11 protein-coding genes are annotated in these 18,499 nt (G+C 54.0%); 10 read left to right on the top strand and 1 reads right to left on the bottom strand.

Translation table 11 applies throughout. The features are described from left to right. Positions 1-18 precede the first annotated feature (18 nt). The 8 genes from glgC to ACMHXI_RS07250 all read left to right on the top strand — a co-directional run bounded on the left by glgC (position 19) and on the right by ACMHXI_RS07250 (position 12,056). Complete coding sequence (gene glgC, locus ACMHXI_RS07285) at positions 19-1,287, top strand: glucose-1-phosphate adenylyltransferase (protein WP_044733960.1); 1,269 nt, start codon at positions 19-21, stop codon at positions 1,285-1,287. Next, complete coding sequence (locus ACMHXI_RS07280; RefSeq protein ID WP_413734546.1) at positions 1,287-2,939, top strand: glycogen synthase; 1,653 nt, start codon at positions 1,287-1,289, stop codon at positions 2,937-2,939. The genes glgC and ACMHXI_RS07280 overlap by 1 nt, the downstream gene beginning before the upstream one ends. 73 nt (positions 2,940-3,012) lie before the next feature. Further along, entirely contained in the window at positions 3,013-6,066 is a 3,054-nt protein-coding gene (locus tag ACMHXI_RS07275; protein ID WP_144167539.1) for an EAL domain-containing protein, read from the top strand. A 53-nt stretch (positions 6,067-6,119) separates the two neighbouring features. Continuing rightward, on the top strand, positions 6,120-7,388 hold the full coding sequence (locus ACMHXI_RS07270; RefSeq protein WP_208184503.1) for a DEAD/DEAH box helicase: 1,269 nt from the start codon (positions 6,120-6,122) through the stop codon (positions 7,386-7,388). A 98-nt stretch (positions 7,389-7,486) separates the two neighbouring features. Beyond that, complete coding sequence (locus tag ACMHXI_RS07265) at positions 7,487-7,834, top strand: hypothetical protein (protein WP_243882047.1); 348 nt, start codon at positions 7,487-7,489, stop codon at positions 7,832-7,834. Positions 7,835-7,960: 126 nt separating this feature from the next. After that, complete coding sequence (locus tag ACMHXI_RS07260) at positions 7,961-9,094, top strand: CobW family GTP-binding protein (protein ID WP_208184504.1); 1,134 nt, start codon at positions 7,961-7,963, stop codon at positions 9,092-9,094. Between the two features lie 176 nt (positions 9,095-9,270). Further along, on the top strand, positions 9,271-10,629 hold the full coding sequence (locus ACMHXI_RS07255) for an MATE family efflux transporter (protein ID WP_062794005.1): 1,359 nt from the start codon (positions 9,271-9,273) through the stop codon (positions 10,627-10,629). A gap of 137 nt (positions 10,630-10,766) precedes the next feature. Further along, entirely contained in the window at positions 10,767-12,056 is a 1,290-nt protein-coding gene (locus ACMHXI_RS07250) for an NAD(P)/FAD-dependent oxidoreductase (protein ID WP_101059094.1), read from the top strand. A gap of 64 nt (positions 12,057-12,120) precedes the next feature. On the opposite strand, the gene ACMHXI_RS07245 is transcribed toward ACMHXI_RS07250, so the two are convergent. Next, complete coding sequence (locus ACMHXI_RS07245; RefSeq protein ID WP_028779001.1) at positions 12,121-13,137, bottom strand: LacI family DNA-binding transcriptional regulator; 1,017 nt, start codon at positions 13,135-13,137, stop codon at positions 12,121-12,123. A 483-nt stretch (positions 13,138-13,620) separates the two neighbouring features. Between ACMHXI_RS07245 and ACMHXI_RS07240 the strand changes: the two genes are divergently transcribed. Together ACMHXI_RS07240 and ACMHXI_RS07235 are read left to right on the top strand one after the other, a co-directional pair. After that, complete coding sequence (locus ACMHXI_RS07240; RefSeq protein ID WP_208184505.1) at positions 13,621-16,254, top strand: TonB-dependent receptor; 2,634 nt, start codon at positions 13,621-13,623, stop codon at positions 16,252-16,254. A gap of 987 nt (positions 16,255-17,241) precedes the next feature. Then, positions 17,242-18,258: an IS110 family transposase gene (locus ACMHXI_RS07235; protein ID WP_039034405.1), complete on the top strand. Its 1,017-nt coding sequence runs from the start codon at positions 17,242-17,244 to the stop codon at positions 18,256-18,258. The last annotated feature ends 241 nt before the right edge of the window (positions 18,259-18,499 follow it).

Raw genomic sequence — 18,499 nt, 5'->3', positions numbered from 1 at the left:
AATTGGGAGCACGCTTTTATGCCGAATCCGAGTCCGCGTTATATCAGTAACCTTACCCGTGAAACCTATGCCCTGATCCTGGCCGGAGGCCGGGGTTCCCGCCTCCATGAGCTGACCGATTGGCGGGCCAAGCCGGCGCTCTATTTTGGCGGCAAGTTCAGGATCATCGACTTTCCGCTGTCCAACTGCATCAACTCGGGGATCCGCCGGGTAGGGGTGGTGACCCAGTACAAGTCCCATTCGCTTATCCGCCACGTGACCCGCGGCTGGGGGCATTTCAAAAAGGAGTTGGGGGAGTCGGTGGAGATATTGCCGGCGTCCCAACGTTATTCGGACAACTGGTATCAGGGCACGGCCGATGCTGTGTTTCAGAACATAGACATCATACGTCACGAGCTGCCGCGCTATGTGATGGTGCTTTCGGGCGATCATATCTACCGCATGGATTACGCCGGGCTGCTGGCCGCTCATGCCGAGTCCGGCGCCGATATGACGGTTTCCTGTATGGAGGTGCCGGTGGCCGAAGCGGCCAACGCCTTCGGGGTGATGGAGGTGGACAGCAGCAACCGTATTCTGGGGTTTGAAGAGAAACCGGTCGAACCCAGGCCCTTGCCGGATAACCCCGAATCCTGCCTGGCATCCATGGGCAACTATGTGTTCAACACAGAGTTTTTGTTTGAACAGCTGAAAAAAGATGCCCAGAACGCCGATTCCAACCGGGATTTCGGCAAGGACATTATTCCGGCCATCATAGAAAAGCACCGGGTCTATGCCTATCCGTTTCGCAGCGCTTTTCCCAATGAGCAGGCCTACTGGCGCGATGTGGGAACTCTGGATTCTTTCTGGCAAGCCAATATGGAACTGCTGTCGCCGACGCCGGCGCTCAATCTCTATGATGCCAAATGGCCCATCTGGACCTATCAGGAACAACTGCCGCCGGCCAAGTTTGTATTTGACGATGATGACAGGCGCGGCATGGCGCTGGACTCTGTGGTTTCCAGCGGCTGCATTATCTCAGGTGCCACTGTGCGCCACTGTGTTCTCTTCAATGAGGTAAGGGTTTGTTCTTACTCAGAGGTGGAAGACTCAGTGATCCTGCCCGATGTGGTGGTGTTGCGTCATTGCCGCATTCGCAAGGCTATTATCGACCGGGGCTGCATTATCCCCGAGGGGATGGAGATAGGCTTCAACCATGACCACGACAGGGCCAAGGGTTTTCGGGTCTCGGAAAACGGTGTAGTGCTGGTGACCCGCGACATGTTGGGACTGCCTGTGGGGTACGAATAATGGCGGCGAAAGTAAAACTGCAGGTGTTGATGTTGGCAGCGGAAAACGCCGCCCTGGCCGGTGCCAAAGTCGGCGGTATGGCCGATGTGCTGGCCGAGTTGCCTCCGGCGCTGCAAAGCCAAGGCGTGGCGGCGCATATCATAATGCCGGACTATGGCTTTTTGGCCAAGGAGCAGGGGGCCGATTTTCTGTGCGAGTTTGAATTTGCTTTCGGCGCAGGCACCACCCGGGCGCGGCTATTTCGTATCGCCAATCCGGCGGTTCAGCCTGACTCCCAGGGGTTGTGGATCTATCTTCTGGCTCATGAAGGTTTTTGCGGCGTTAAGCGTGAAGTCTACAGCCTGGATGGCCCTGAGCGCCCCTTTGCCACAGATGCAGGCAAGTTTGCCCTCTTCGGCGCTGCAGTGGCGGCGGCGCTGAAACAGGGATTATTGCCGCTGCCGGACAGGTTTCACCTGCACGACTGGCACTGCGGCGGTTTTGCCATGTTAAGAGCACTGGATCCCGCCTATCGCGGCCTATCAAAAGTGCCCTGTGTCCTCAGTATTCACAACCTGGCGATGCAGGGTGTGCGGCCGCTTGCCGGCGAGGCATCTTCCCTGGCAGCTTGGTATCCCTGGCTGTTGGCCGAAGGGGTAAACTCCAAACTGCAACTGGCGCTGGATACCCGCTACCCCGGGTGCATCAATCCGCTGCGGGCGGCGATTCAGTTCTGCGATGTTATCCATCTGGTCTCGGCGACTTACGCCAAGGAAGTGCTGCGTCCGTCACAGCCTGAACTGGGCTTCTTTGGCGGCGAGGGATTGGAGGCTGACCTGCAGGCCAAAGCCAAGCTTGGCCAGGTGTTCGGCATTCTCAACGGCTGTGACTATCAAAAAGGACTACCGCTCGCGGCCGGCAAGCGGCGGCAACTCAAGTTGCAACTGTCCAAGATAGCCACAGAGGCATTATTGAGTAAACTCGGGCGCAGCGAAGCCGTGACGCCGGCAGATATGATTGCTCAAATCCGCTTGGGGCAGATATCTGACTCACCGGGAATGCTGCTGACTTCGGTTGGCAGGCTCACTGAACAGAAGTTACTCTTGTTGTGTCATCCCTGGCAGGGCAAGACAGTGCTGGAAGAGCTGCTGCTAAGGCTGGCGCAGTTTAGCGACAGCGCCTGTTTTTGGCTGCTTGGCAGCGGCGATGAGCAGATAGCGGCACTCTTTGGCCGCATCGCCGCGAGCAACAGCAATTTTCGCTTTATCAATGGTTATCATCAGGAGCTGGCCGATGCCCTCTATCAATGCGGCGATCTGTTTGTGATGCCAAGCTCCTTCGAGCCTTGCGGTATCAGCCAGATGCTGGCTTTGAGAGCAGGCCAACCCTGCTTGGTGCATGCCACAGGCGGGCTGGCCGATACCATCAGCGACGGTGACAATGGCTTGGTATTCTCGGGGGCCGGGCTGGATGAACAGGCCAAGGCGCTGCTCGACGCCCTGTCCCGGGCCTTGGAGCTCTATTCCACAGCCAACTGGAATGCTCTTAGAAAAAGAGCCTCCGCCAGTCGCTTTTCATGGCAAGACAGCGCAAGGCTTTATATGACCCAACTCTACCAGGTGGAAAGTTGCAGCAAGGATGAGCGGCGCCTAGTGGAAAGCGCCATAAATTAGTCAGGTTTCCGAAGGTGCTCTGCTACACTAGACCTGTAGATTTCTTCTTTGTTATTCACAGGCTAGGGGGCAGATGGAGCAGAGCATTTTCCTTCCTTTGGCACAAAATGCCGCATTTTTGCTGGCATTGGTGTTTATGTATGATGCTATTCCCAGACAGCAGCAGCGGGAGTACTTCCTGCTGTGGCGTTTGTTGATTGGCGTCATTATCGGTGGCATCTGTATTGCGGTGATGCTTACCCCCTGGAGCTATGAGCCGGGGATATTCTTCGATAGTCGCTCCGTACTTTTAAGTATCTCAGGCCTGTTTTTCGGCGGCCTGCCGACCATAATCGCCTGCGTGATTACCGCCGCTTTTCGCATCTATCTCGGTGGCGGTGCTGTTTGGATTGGTGTTGGAGTGATCTTCTCCAGCGGCTTGATAGGCCTGTTGTGGCGCAAACGGCGCAAGCAATCCCTCGCCGATATAGGCTACCCGGAGCTGGCCGGCTTTTCCCTGTTGGTGCATCTGGTTATGCTGGCCTGGATGTTACTGCTGCCCTGGGAAACCGCCAAAGGGGTGCTTGCCAGTATCAGTTTGCCTCTGTTGACCTTGTTCCCACTCACCAATGTGTTGCTGGGGCGCTTGCTGTCGCGGCGGCTGGAATTTGAGCGCGACAACCGCATTCGGCTGCAGGATGACTTTCTGTTTCGCTCCCAGTTCCATGTGGGCAACATAGGGATTTCCATCACCTCGCCGGATCAACGCTGGCTCAAGATAAACCCCCACATGTGCCGGATGTTGGGTTACACAGAGCAGGAGTTGTCGCAACTGACCTGGTCTGAGCTGACCCACCCGGATGATCTGCCCGCCGACATGGCGCAATTCAGGCGGATGCTGGATGGTGAAATCGACGAATATGAGATGGAAAAACGCTTCGTCTCCAAGCAGGGGCAGTATGTCTATACCCATATGACTGTGGCCTGTCAGCGCCATCATCAGCAGGTACAGTTGGTGATAGCCGGCTATATCGATATTACCTCGGCCAAGTTGGCCGAGCAGGCGATTGCCGCCAGTCGCGATCAGTTGGAGCTGGTGCTGCAAAGCGGTCAACTCGGCTTCTGGGACTGGGACCCAGTCAAGGATACCGTAGTGCGCAACAAACGCAGTGCCGAAATTCTCGGCTGCTCCCTTAACAATCTCAACGACAACAAACGCCTGTGGTTAGATGGTATTCATCCCAAGGACAGGGCCTGGGTACTGCGCTCTTTGGATGAGCACCTGGCGGGCAAAACCGAGCAACACAAGGTGCAGTACCGGCTGATCCGTCCGGACGGCGAACTGCGCTGGGTGCAGGATACCGGCAAGGTGGTCAGTCGTGACGAGAAGGGCAGGCCTCTCAGGGTTTGCGGCGTGCATGTGGATATTACCGAGCAAAAACAGCTGGAAGCCTCACTCAAGCTGGCGGCTTCCGTCTATGAAAATTCCAGCGAGGCGATGAGTGTGCTGGATGATGTCGGCACCATAATGACGGTCAATTCGGCGTTCAGCGCCATCACAGGGTATCAGCCACAAGATGTGCTGGGCAGTAACATAGATATGCTCAAGTGCGACGACCACGATGAGAGGTTTTACCGTGAGCTGAATCATGATCTCAGCCACAAGGGGCGCTGGCAGGGAGAGATGTGGCTGCGCTGCAGTGATGGCCGCAAGATAATGATTTGGCTCAGCATCAATACCATTCACAGCACGGATGATACCCCTCTGAGAAGGGTGGCGCTGTTTTCCGATATCACCGACAAGAAGCAGAATGAACGTCTTATCTGGCGTCAGGCCAACTATGATGCCCTGACAGGTTTGCCGAACCGGCGCATGTTCACCGAGCATCTTGGCAATGAAATCCGTAAGGCCAAGCGCCATGGCCATGGTTTTGCGCTGCTGTTTCTGGATCTGGATTTCTTCAAAGAGGTCAATGATACCCTGGGTCATGACATGGGGGATTTACTGCTGGTGGAAACCTCGGAGCGGCTGCAGGCCTGTGTGCGTGAGTCCGACGTGGTGGCCAGACTCGGCGGCGATGAGTTCACCTTGCTGCTCTCGGATGTGCAGGATCATAACGGGGTCGAGCGGGTTGCCAACCATATTCTCAGCAGTCTGGCCGAGCCCTTCAAGTTGGGCGATGAAACCGCCTTTATCAGCGCCAGTATCGGCATTACCCTGTATCCCGATGATGGTCAGACAGTGGAGTTGTTGCTTAAACATGCGGATCAGGCCATGTATGCCGCCAAAGATCAGGGCCGCAACCGTTTCAACTATTTCACTGCTTCTATGCAGGAATACGCCAGATACAGGATGCGGCTTATTCAGGATTTGCGTCAGGCATTGGAGCGGCGCGAATTCGAACTCAGGTTCCAACCCATAGTCGAGCTGGGCAGCGGTAAGGTGTTCAAGGCCGAAGCCTTGCTGCGCTGGAATCACAGTGAGCGCGGCAGTGTCTCGCCGGCTGAGTTTATTCCTGTGGCAGAAGACACAGGGCTTATCTTTGAAATCGGTAACTGGGTGTTTGAGCAGGCGGCGCGTCAGAGTGCCGCCTGGCGCGAGGCTTATGGGAGCGAGGTGCAGATCAGTATCAACAAGTCGCCAATCCAGTTTCGCGACGAAGGCAACCGCTTTGCCGAGTGGCTGGAGCTGCTGACAAGTCTGGGTGTCTCTGGCTCGGGGATCTGTATAGAGATAACTGAAGGCCTGTTGCTGGATGCCAATATGGGAGTGACCGAAAAGCTGTTGGCCTATAGGGATGCCGGCATTCAGGTGTCTCTGGATGACTTTGGCACCGGCTATTCCTCCCTGGCTTATCTGAAGCGGTTTGATATCGACTATCTCAAGATAGATCAATCTTTTACCCGTAATTTGGAAACAGATGAGAGTGACTTGACCCTCTGTGAAGCCATCATAGTCATGGCGCACAAGTTGGGGATGAAGGTGATAGCCGAAGGGGTAGAGACAGCCGGTCAGGCCGAGATCTTGACCCGCATAGGCTGCGACTATGCCCAGGGTTACCTCTACTCCCAGGCGTTGGATATCGAAGGCTTTGAGCAAAAGTATCTTGGCAAGCATCAGGTCATAGGTGGTGGAAATGCCAGCTGATAACTTGTGTTTGCGGTATACTCGCCGACCTTTTTATGTTTCAGGTGTTGAAGATGCAGTTTTCTGAAACCCAGCTGCCGGGAGCGCTGCTCGAAGCCGTTGCCCAGTGCGGCTATCGTGAGTTGACGGCGGTGCAGCAGCAGGTATTGCCGGCGGCATTGGCCGGACGGGATATTATGGCTTCGGCCCAGACAGGCACAGGCAAAACCGCGGCTTTTGGCTTGCCGCTGTTGGCCGCCTTGATTGACAAGTGGCAGCAACAGGGGCTCGCTGAGCCTGAGTATGGCGCCGCTCCCAGAGTGCTTATCCTGACACCAACCCGCGAGCTGGCGCAGCAAGTGGCGACTCAGTTGGGTAAATACGCCGCCCATACGCCATTTCGCATTTTGGCCATTTTCGGCGGCGCCAACTTCAACCCTCAACGCAAGGCGATAGCGGCCGGTATTGAGGTGCTGGTGGCGACGCCGGGGCGGCTGTTCGATCACCTGAGCCAAGATCATCTCAGGCTGGATAAGGTTAGGGCCCTGGTGCTGGATGAGGCCGACCGCATGTTGGACCTGGGATTCTTGCCGGATATTGAGCGTCTGGGGCGCTATCTGCCAGATGGGCATCAGACCATGCTGTTTTCGGCGACCTTCCCCGAGGCGGTCAAGCGCCTCGGGCACAAGCTGCTCGATAAGCCAGAATGGTTTGAAGTAGATAAAGAGAGCCGCACTCAGGCGCAGATCCAGCAAAAGGTGTATCCGGTGGATTATCGTCGTAAAGCCGAGTTGCTTGCCGAGCTTATTGGTCGCAACAACTGGCAACAGGTGTTGGCCTTTGTCAGTACCAAGGAGAGTGCCGAGCAGTTGCAGCAAGAGCTGAAACTCGACGGCATCAAGAGTGCCTGTTTTCACGGTGACAAGACTCAAGGCGCCCGCAGCCGCGCTCTGGCGCAGTTCATCGATGGAGAAGTTAGGGTATTGGTGGCAACCGATGTCGCGGCTCGAGGCCTGGATATTCCGGCCTTGCCAAGGGTTATCAATCTCGAGCTGCCATCCCAGGCTGATGACTATATTCATCGCATCGGCCGCACCGGCAGAGCCGGGCGCAGCGGTGAAGCCATCTCTTTGGTGAGCCCGGCCGAAGAGCAAAAACTGGCTGAAATAGAAGCCCTGCTCGGTTACAAGCTGCCAAGAGAAGTACTGCCGGGTTACGAGAAGGGCGCGCCGCTGCCGGAGCGCTATTTACAGCCAATAGAGAACCCCCGACATGCCAAGACTCACAGGGGCCATAAACCCGGTCGCAAGGGCCAGGCTCCCAAAGGCCCAAGACGCAGATAATGCAATCTGCCCTGCTATACTCAATGCGTTGCCTCAATAAGCCGTCGGCAGCGCAGCCCCCTTAGCTTAAGGAATAGTAAAGGTATCAGGAGATGAGTATGTTGCGAAAATTAGTGATCTTGCTGTGGTTGAGTATGCTTGTGGCTTGCACTTCCATTCCCAAAGACTGGTCCGGTATGAGTTCAACCGAGATAGCCTCCTGGAAAGAAGCAGGTTTTGACTCCCGAAGCGCCCAGCAGTGGCATGTTGCCGGTTTCGATGCCTCAAGCGCAGGCGCCTGGCAGGATGCAGGCTTTAAACTCCAAGATGCCAAAGAGTGGCACTTGCAGAGCTTCTCTGCGGCTGAGGCCAAAGGCTGGCGTGCCAGCGGCTTTGACTTGGAGGATGCCATGAAAAATCGTGCCAAGGGGCTGACACCGATAGTGGATCACGAACTCAAGCCCTAACCGGTCAGGTTCACAGAAATGGGCGCTATCCGCGCCCATTTTGCATCTGTTTACAATTTCGAGCTAACTCTTTCCCTGCTTGGGTTACACTCTGCTGCCTCAATGCTGTAAGGAATGGAGTCACAGATGATCCTCAAACCCGTTGCCACCAATCTGATCACCGGCTTTCTCGGCTCAGGCAAAACCACCTTTATTAAAGCGCTGCTGGCCAATAAGCCTGCGGGCGAGACTTGGGCGGTATTGGTCAATGAGTTCGGTGAAATAGGAATAGATGCCGGTCTGATGGGGCAGAGTGACTCCGGCGTTGTCATACGAGAAGTGCCCGGCGGCTGTTTGTGCTGCGCTGCCGGGGTGCCGACTCAAGTGGCGGTGACTCAGCTGCTTGCCCGGGCCAAACCCGACAGATTACTGATAGAGCCAACAGGCCTTGGTCATCCCAAAGAGATTTTGAAAACCCTAAGCTCGAAACAGTTTGCCGAAGTGCTCAGCCTCAAGGCCAGTATCTGTTTGTTTGACCCGCGCAAACTCAGTGACAAGCGCTATACCGAACATGAGAACTTTCTCTCCCAGCTGCAGATAGCCGATATCCTGCTGGCCGGCAAGCAGGACCTTTGGCAACAGCAAGAGCCAATGGTTCTGTCTGAGGGGGAGCCGCAAAGTGAGCAAGGGAATGAGCCGGAAAGTGATCAGGAGAGTGTGCAGCTAGCTGCACACTTGAGGGAACAAATAGCCGCCTTTATTGCCGCTCAGCAACTGGAAGGGGAGCTGTTTTACTGGTCCAAAGAGCAGAAGCTCAATGATGAATTGTTGCGGGCGCTGGCTCGGCCGGCAAAGGCCAATCTGAACACTAAAGCCACTTCCTTAGGCGCCGGGCTGCTGCGGCAAAATGCCGGTGTGTTTGCCATCAAGCCACTCGGCGTCGAGCCGCAGAGCCCGGAAGCACCCGAGTGGGACGCTCGCGGCATAGTGTTCAAAAGTAATAAAGGCGAGGGCTGTTACAGCTATGGCTGGATTTTTGCTCCGGATTGGCTGTTCGATCTCGAGCGCCTCTATCGCTGGGCCAAGGCACTCGATGTGGTGCGGCTAAAAGCTGTGATGATCACCAAAGACGGCATAGCGGCGCTCAATATGCTCGACGGTGAATTGAGCGTTGAAGAGCTCGATGATGCCATGGACTCCAGGCTGGAAATCATCAGTCGCGCCCCTTTGCAGCCTGAATCTTTGGAGCAGCAACTGCTCGCCATGAAAGTCGCCGAATAACGGCCTATTGAAGGCTGTGGCATCCAGGCTGATAACTCGGGTACAATCCGCCATCCACTTTTTCCGAGGTGATTGATTTCGGAGTGCCAATTTGAATGGAGGCCGAGCTGTCGTCTCCTAATATGGCCTCTGATATCGAACTTATGGTTTAACACCTTTGATGTTGAGAAAGCGTCATGACCCCAAACAGCCCACAGACTGAGCAGGATCTCGCCTTACTGCAGCAACCTGTCAGTAAACTCTTTTGGCGTTACACAGTCCCCACTGTGATGTCCATGTTGGTGACCGGAATTTACGTCACCATAGACGGGATGTTTATCGGCCACTACCTGGGGGAAACGGGTCTGGCGGGTATTATGCTGGCTTACCCTGTGGGCGCCATTCTCTATGCGCTCGGTGCGCTTTTGGGCATGGGCGGCGCCGCGCTTATCTCCATCAATCTTGGCCGCGGTGATGTTGCCAGGGCCAGAAAAATTCTCGGCAATACCTTCAGTCTTTGTCTGTTGAGTGCATTGGTGGTGTCGCTTGCCGGAACCATGCTGACCGACGACATTCTGCGCTGGCTGAAAGCCGAAGGTGAGGTCTATGAAGGCGCCTACCAATACCTGTTCTGGTACTTTGCCTTAGGCATTTTCCCCATCATCTCCATGGCCTTCTCGGCGCTTTTGCGTAATGACGGTCGCCCCAGTTTCGTCACCTGGATCCTGGTATTTGGGGGCGTGCTTAACACCCTGCTGGATTGGCTGTTTATTGTGGTCTTTCCCTTTGGCCTTGCCGGCGCCGCCATTGCTACCATGTTGTCCCAGGCGGTTACCGGCGGCCTGTGTCTGCAACATTTCTTTGGCAAGCGCACCCGGCTCAATATCGACTGGCAGCAGATGAAACTGAGCCTGGAGCTGGTTTGGGAAATCGTCAAGCTGGGGATGCCCAGTTTCCTGATGAATCTCTATCTGTCGATTGTATTGACCATGCATAACATGGCGCTGCTCTGGACAGGCACATCGCTGCATGTGGCCGCCTATGGCGTGGTGAGTTATACCGAAGCCCTGTTTTATTTTGTGTTTGAAGGCATAGCCCTCGGCACACAACCCATTCTCAGCTTCAATGCCGGTGCCGGCCGATATGACAGGGTCAAGCAGACCGCCAAAATGGCGTTTTCCGTCACCTTAATCTGCGCCTTGCTGGGCTTGGTGCTTATCTACAGCCGCCCGGAATGGATGGTGTATCTGTTTGCCGGTGACAACCCGACCCTGGCCCCGGTTGCCATTGAGGGCATGTATCTCTATTTCTGGGGCTTGCCGATGGAAGGCTTGATTTTGGTGGGAGCCAGTTTCTTCCAGGCCATCAATCGTCCGGCAGAGGCCTCGATACTCACGGGCAGCAAGTTGCTGCTGATAGGCCTATTCCTCTGGGTGTTTGCCTGGGCCTTTGGGGTGCCGGGCGTGTGGATCTCCTTGGCATCCTGCAGCAGCCTATTGTGTCTGTGGATGTTCTACAGTTTGAAGCGCACCAAGGTGGCATTACACCAGCCTTGAGCGACAGGAAATGATGGCAAATATTCACCTGCATCAGTGATATATAAAGAAATATTAATTTAGAACTCAGGTTATTTTTGAGCAGGATCATGTTATAAAAGACTATCTTGCATTAGTTCATACTCTTGGGGGAATTTGTGACCGGTAAGCGGATTTTAATTGTGGGCGGCGGCGCCGGAGGATTGGCGCTGGCTTCCAAGCTGGGACGCAAATTGGGCCTGAAGGAAGAGGCTGAAATAACCCTGATAGACAAGAGTCCGGTACATATCTGGAAGCCCAAACTGCACGAAGTGGCCGTTGGGGTGATAGATCAATCGGTAGAAGGCTTGCTGTATCGTGACCATGGCCTGAAAAATGGCTATCGCTTCCTGCGCGGTGAAATGCTGCAATGCGATCCCGAGGCCAAGACCATCACCCTGGCCGGAGTCAGTAATGATGACGGCGAGCAGATTATCGCCGAGCGTGAGTTGCCCTATGACTATCTGGTGATTGCCATCGGCGGGGTGGCCAACAGCTTTAACACCCCGGGTGCCAAAGAGCACTGTATCTTCCTCGACAGCCTCGACAGCGCCAATCAATTTCACCACAAGTTGCTGGACAACCTGTTACTGCTGGATGAAACCAGCGAAAAGCTCAGTATCGGCATAGTGGGCGCCGGCGCGACCGGGGTTGAGCTGGCCGCCGAGTTGCATCATGTGCTGGACTCGGTCAAAGAATACGGTTACCTCAATGTCGACAAGCATCATCTGGAAATTCACCTGATTGAGGCGGCGCCCAAGATATTGCCGGCTCTGCCGGACAAGGTGAGCTCCAGAGCCCAGTCTGTACTGGATCATATCGGAGTACGCTTGCACATAGGGGTGCAGGTCAAAGAGGTGACCAAGCAGGGCTTTATTACCCAGGAAGATGTGCTGATCCCTGCCGGGCTTAAGGTGTGGGCCGCCGGCGTCAAGGGGCCGGATGTACTGCAGCAGTTTGATAAGTTGCCGGTCAATAACCGTAACCTTATCGAGGTCGATGCCTGTATGCGGGTCAAGGGCCACAAGGATATCTACGCCTTGGGCGACTGCGCCTTTTTGGTGCAGGACAACGGCAAGCCTGTGCCTCCCCGGGCCCAAGCCGCATCGCAGATGGCGGAAACCCTGTATAAGAATATTCTCAACCGCTTGAAGGGCAAGGCAGAAAATCCTTTTGTCTACCGCGACTATGGTTCATTGGTGTCACTGAGCCGTTTCTCGGCGGTGGGCAATCTGATGGGCAACCTGAGATCCGGCTCCCTGTTTATTGAGGGTTACGTGGCGCGGATGATGTACATGTCCCTGTATCAACGCCATCTGGCGAGTTTGTACGGTTGGTTTTCGGCATTGGTGTATCGTCTGGCACAGCGGCTGCTGAAGTGGCACAGGCCCAAACTCAAGCTGCATTGATAAAGTGATTTTGAATCTTATCGCAAAGGCGATCAGTAGAGCGCCTTTTTTAGTGGCTGGAATTTCAGCTTGCTTGCACCCTGGCGCTCGAGTCTCTGATAACCGGCTCTGGAGTGAAGATTTCGCTGCGAGCGCTCTGCTCACGGCGATTGGCGATCAACAGCTCGGTAGCTATCTGGGCAATCTTGCCGTTGGGCTGATGCACTGTGGTCAACTTGGGCCAGGTTTGGCGTGAGAAGGGACTGTCCTCAAAGCCGACAATCGAGAGCTCGGTGGGAATATCCACCCCTTCCAGCCTGGCGGCAAACAGGGCTCCGGCGGCGATTTCGTCGTTACAGGCCACTATGGCGCTGGGCCGGTTAGCCCCTTTGAGTAGCTTCTTGGCACCTTCAACTCCGGATTCAAACGAATATTCCCCCTCGACAATCAGCTCGGGAGACTCGTCCAGGCCGTTATCCCTCAAGGCCTGACGATAACCTTCGAGACGCTCCTTGGTGGATTGGTGATGATAGTCGCCGCTGAGAAAAGCGATCTGCCGATGCCCGAGATCGATAAGATGTTGGGTAATGGCCACGGCGCCGGATCTGTCGTTAACCAATACCGCCAGCCCGGTATCGGCCTTTACTCTGTCACCTGCCATGATGCGAACATAGTTGGCGCCTATGGCATCCAGGGCGGAGAGTACCTTGGGATCTTCCGACAGCGGCGGCGTTAGTACCAGTCCGGCCAGGCGGGCATGTTTCACCATAGTGGTCAGTTGTTCACAAATACCATCGGCCTTGGCATCACAGGGGTGGATCAGCAGCTCATAGCCCTTGTCCCGACAGGCGGAAAGAATACCGTTCTGCATATCGATAATGTAGTAGGCATTGGGGTTGTCATAGACGAAGCCTATGACATAAGAACTGGTGGCAGCCAGGTTGCGGGCAGCTAAATTCGGCTGGTAATTCAACGCCTTGATTGCAGCGTTGACCTTGTCGATAGTGGCCTGTTTAACCGAAGGCTCATTATTGGTGACCCGGGATACTGTCTTGATGGAAACGCCGGCATATTTAGCCACGTCATTGATGGTTACTTTCATTCAACTTAGTCCGAGATGTCAGGCGAATACTCACAGCCAGCGGGGGCCGGAAGCGGCATGGCCGCTTGTCGAGCATCTTATACTGCTGACTTTTAGCCAGTTTGGCAACGCAGAATTTAGGGAAGTTGCGAATAAGTCCTCATGGCCTTCTCTTTTGTAGAGAGTGGCTTGCACAGCAATTAGCTTTCGGCGTTATCCGACTTCCTTAGTGATTAGGTCATTATATAAATTCGTTTCCCGCTATTGTTAACGCGCTTGGTTACACAAACTTCTGCCTGGACAGTTTTTGACCAGAATAAAAATCTGTTTTCTCCCATTAACACAGCAATATGACAGTTTTTATTCACTCTGGCGTTATTTTGTTGTGGCAAGACTGTTAATTATTGTGTAATGTTTATCCCCAGACATGACAGCGTTGTCATTCTCTTGAAGGGAATGGTTATGGCAACAAAAAAGATAATAAAGTGATGGAAGGGAAACGAGATGCGAACATCTACCTTTAAGAAAACTGCCCTCGCTGCGAATATCGCTATCCTCCTTGGGGGAGCGGTATCTGTTGGCGCGCTGGCTGCCGAGGCAGCAGATAACAACAGCAACGAAACTGCCAATATTGAAAAAATTGAAGTCCGCGGCATGCGTGCCTCGATGAAGGCTTCGGTCAATACCAAGCGTTTTTCAGATGCCGTGGTCGATGCGGTAACTTCAGAAGATATAGGTAAATTCCCCGACAGTGATGTGGGGGAGTCTCTGGGACGTATTCCAGGGGTTGCCGTTAACCGCCAGTTCGGTCAGGGGCAACAGGTCTCTATTCGCGGCGCCTCGGCGCAGCTGACCAGTACCCAGCTTAATGGCCACTCGGTAGCTTCTACCGGTTGGTTCGATCAGCAGGCCATCGACCGCAGTTTCAACTACACCTTGCTGCCGCCAGAGATGGTGGGCTCGATTGAAGTCTACAAATCTTCCCAGGCCGATATTGCCGAAGGGGGCATAGGCGGCACTGTCATCATCAACACCCGCAAACCGCTGGATTTGGATGCCAACTCGGTTTTCCTGAGCGCCAAAGGGGACTATGGTAGCGTCTCGGAAGAGATAGATCCTGAAGCCTCCGGTCTCTACAGCTGGAAAAACGAAGATGAAAACTTCGGTGTATTGCTGGCAGGTTCCTGGAGCCAGACGGACTACCAGCGCAATGGCATCGAAACCCTGCTTGGCTGGGGTGAGATAGTGCCAACCACCTTCCAACAGGATCGTGAGCGCACCGCAATCAATCTGGTGTTGCAGTATCGTCCCACCGACAGACTGGAATTGGGGCTCAACTACATGAATCTGGAGCTGGATGCCAACAACGCCAACACCTCCATCTTCCTGTTTCCCACTCAGCGAGGCGACTACACCTGTGAACAGGTCAATGCCGCCGGCGTTTGTACCAAGATAAATCACAGCGATCAGGGCGGTTTTGCCTGGGCACAAACCTGGGCCCGTAAGGCGAGCATGAGCTCGGATACAGTGGATTTCAACTTTAACTATGAAGCGGATAACTTCACCGTTGAAGGCCGTATAGGCCGCACCGAAGCAGAGGGCGGTACCGACTTGACTGCCAACTATGGCAACTCAATCGGTGTCCCGGCTGACTTTGCCGGTATTTATGATGCCACCGGCGACAAGATCAACATCGACATCGCCAACAAGTATTTTGAGGCCGGTGACTTTAACGACCCATTGGCCACTGCCGGCTGGGCGCTGAAGAAGCAGCCCAACACGGATGAAGAAACCTTCGCTCAGTTGGACTTCAACTTCCCGGTAGCCTGGGGCGCTATCAGTGCCATCAAGACAGGTGTGAGCTATGCCGATCATGAAGTCACCCAGATGACAGATGCGGCGATAGTCAATGACGTCAAGGTACTGACCAAGGACGCTTCTGCCTACTACAATGGCACCATGTCATCCGGCGCCGGTTTCACTCTGCCTGAGCCGATATTTGATGCCATGATTGCCGATGCCTATGCGGCCATCGATGGCTTTACCGTCGACAAGTCTGGTTACGGCACTATCCAGGAAGAGAACCTGGCTCTGTACGCCATGGCTACTTTTGCCGGGGAAGGATTCCGCGGTAACTTCGGTTTCCGTTATATCTCTACCGACATTGAGTCTGACTATTACGCGCTGAACGATCAGGGCCAGTTCGCCGACGATCTGAGCACAGACAAGTCCAGCTATAACGACGTACTGCCGAGCGTTAACATCGCCTTTGATCTGAGTGAGGATGTGATACTGCGCGCCTCAGCCGCTCAGGTGATCTCTCGCCCCAACTACGCCGAGCTGTTTGCTACCTCGACCCTGCCGGGTTACAACGACGGTACACCTTTTAATGAAAAACTGGTGCGTGGCAGTGTGGCGCTGGAACCGTTCAAGGCGACCCAGGCCGACTTGAGTCTGGAGTGGTACTTCAGTGATTCGGGCCTGTTTGCCGCCACTTACTTTATCAAGGATGTCAGCTCTTTTATCACCACCAAACAGAAGCTGAATCAGCAGATAGGTATTGAAGATCCCAACCTGGTAACCGAAGGTGAAAGTTCTTGTGGCGTAGGTATCTATGACTGCTGGACTGTGAGCGAGAAGTACAATGCCGACGGCGGCAGCATAGATGGTATCGAGCTGCAGCTGCAGGACTCCTTCGACAATGGTTTGGGTTACTCGGTGAACTATACTTTTGCCGATGCATCCTCTCCGGCAGAAAACTATCCGGACCGTGTGGGCGTGTTCTCTGACTCATCCAAGCATACCGTCAACCTGGTAGGTTACTATGAGATGGACGACTTTAGCGCTCGTCTGGCCTATAACTGGCGCTCCGAGTATATGATGCGCGAGCTGCCTGGCTTCTACGGTAACCGTCAGCACGAGTCTTACGGGACCTTGGACCTCAGTGCCAGCTACTCGGTAACCGACTATTTGGATATCACCTTTGAAGCGGTCAACATCACTGAAGAAGACAGCATACAGACGGGTGTTTCCCCAATTAGTGCAGAGGATGTGATCAGCGAGTTCAAGGCCGATTACCCAGTGTGGAGCTTTGAAGGCGAAGCCAGATATAAAGTAGGTGTAGCCCTGCGCTTCTAAGTACAGGTCTTTATCTTCAATACCAAAGCCGACCCCAGGGTCGGCTTTTTGCATCAGCTCCCTGAGCGCTTTCCCTGTTCTTTATAAAAATCTTCCTCGGCAAGTCACAGTTTCGCCAGTGCCAGGGAATTAAGTGTATGTTTGCTGACATTTCAGAAACTTCAAGTAACGTAATTCTTGCAGAATTGCACCAGCTCCACGATGTTAGGCCGCTGGTACAGCGGCTAGCATAGCTTTCAGCTCAAAATAGCCAAATAGCATTGGTTGGGTCTCCGGCGATGGATGTTTCTCATTGCCTGCCGCAGGCTTATGCACAGGCGATACTGTGACACCGCGTGAATACGTCCCTGTAGCCTCGACGAAAACATCCCTGTTTTCGACGGTCACAGTTCCGCCTGTGCCTGAAAATGAGGTGTATGCCTGTGGGCATATAGGTAGCTTCAAACAAGTTAGTTCTCACAGAATTGCACCAATTCCCCCCTTCGGAGCCGCCGCTGGCGTTGTTGCAAATTGGCGTAGCCGAGACAGGGATGTCGAGGCTCGAAGGTCGAGCAAGGATGCGAGTCCTGAGTGTAGTCAATTTGTTTCATAAGCCAGCGGGGATTTCGGCTACGTCGGGGTGTCCTTGGGGATGCAAGGGGCTTTGGACAAGCAAAGCCCCTTGCCCGGTGTGGTGTGGAACACCACGACTTTAGGCCGCTGGCACAGCAGCTATCATGGCTTTAAGCCAAAACTCACCAATAAACTAGGTCTTAGCTTCTGGCTAAGCAGCTGCCAATCACCTGCGGTGCGGATGGGCAGGAAGCCCAAATGCCGTGAAGGACAGGGCGCCTGAGAACGGCCTCTCGCACAGGCGATCCTGTGACTCGGCGTGAATACGTCCCTTATCTCCATGGATAATGGAATGGACCCATCCCCTTTTAACCGGCCTCGCAATGGGCCACGATGAAGTTGTTGAAAGTCATCTGGAAAGAGGATGGGTCCACTATGAAGATTACAACCATCGGTTTGGATATCGCAAAGTTGGTGTTCCACGCTGTTGCGGTCAACAAAGCAGGTAAGCTGGTGCGCAAGAAAATGCTTAAACGAAAAGAAGTACTCGGTTTTTTCGCTAAGTTGGAACCTTGCCTGGTCGCGATTGAAGCCTGTGGTGGCGCTCACTATTGGAACAGGGAAATTACTGCCCTTGGTCATCAGGTTAAGTTGATCCCTCCTCAATATGTCATTCCCTATCGGCAGGGAAATAAAAATGACTACAACGATGCCCTTGCCATAGCGGAGGCGGCTCAGCGACCAAACATGCGCTTCGTGCCCGCCAAATCTATCGAACAACAAGATGTGCAGATGTTGCACAGGGTTCGTGAGCGACTCACACAGCAAACCACCGCCTTGGTGAATCAGGTTCGAGGCATGTTGGCCGAATATGGCATCGTGCTGGCAAAGGGAAAAACGGCCTTTCGCAGTCAATTGCCCGACATTTTGGAAGACGGTGAGAATGCACTCACAGCCAAAGGTCGAGCGATTTTCCATGGACTGTATAATGAGTTTGTCGAACTTGAGAACAGGCTGAAAGGGTGTGAAAAGCAGGTATTGCAGGAAAATGCTGATAATCCTATCTGCCAACGATTAGGCACCGTCTTGGGGGTTGGTCCTGTCACTGCGACGGCATTTTATGCCGCTGTTGGGGAGGGGAAGGCATTTCACAATGGCCGCCATTTTTCAGCTTGGTGCGGTCTGGTGCCCAGGCAGCACAGCAGTGGCGGCAAGGATAATCTGCTGGGGATCAGTAAGCGAGGCAATGCCTATCTACGAACCTTGTTCATTCATGGTGCCAGGTCCATTTTGCGTCACTGCGAGCACAAAACCGATAAGCTCAGCCTGTGGGCGAAGGCCCTCGTGGAGCGTCGAGGCTTTAATCGCGCCTGCGTTGCAGTAGCCAACAAGCTTGCCAGAATTGCCTGGGTCATAGCGGCCAAAGAAGAAACGTATCGGCCGGCGACATGAAGCTTATAAATCAGGTTGTGAAGTAAGATAATGCCAACCTATCACCAAGTTGCGGTGACAATTGATTTGATGATGAGACAGTCAGACTGTTCTACTTAAAACCTGTTGAATCCATAGGCTCATCGTGAAGCCGCAAGGATGATGAGGAAAGTAGAAGCACATATCCATCAGGGCCAGAGATTTAACTCAGTAACAGGCCGAATATATGGGTGCAATGAACTCTTCTCAAATTGAAATCAAA

It is taken from the genome of Shewanella sp. BJSY2023SW005, from assembly GCF_047314585.1.
Taxonomy (GTDB): Bacteria; Pseudomonadota; Gammaproteobacteria; order Enterobacterales; family Shewanellaceae; genus Shewanella; species Shewanella algae.
The sequence above is the reverse complement of the archived record's forward strand: the minus strand, read 5'-3'. Positions and strand labels throughout refer to the sequence as shown.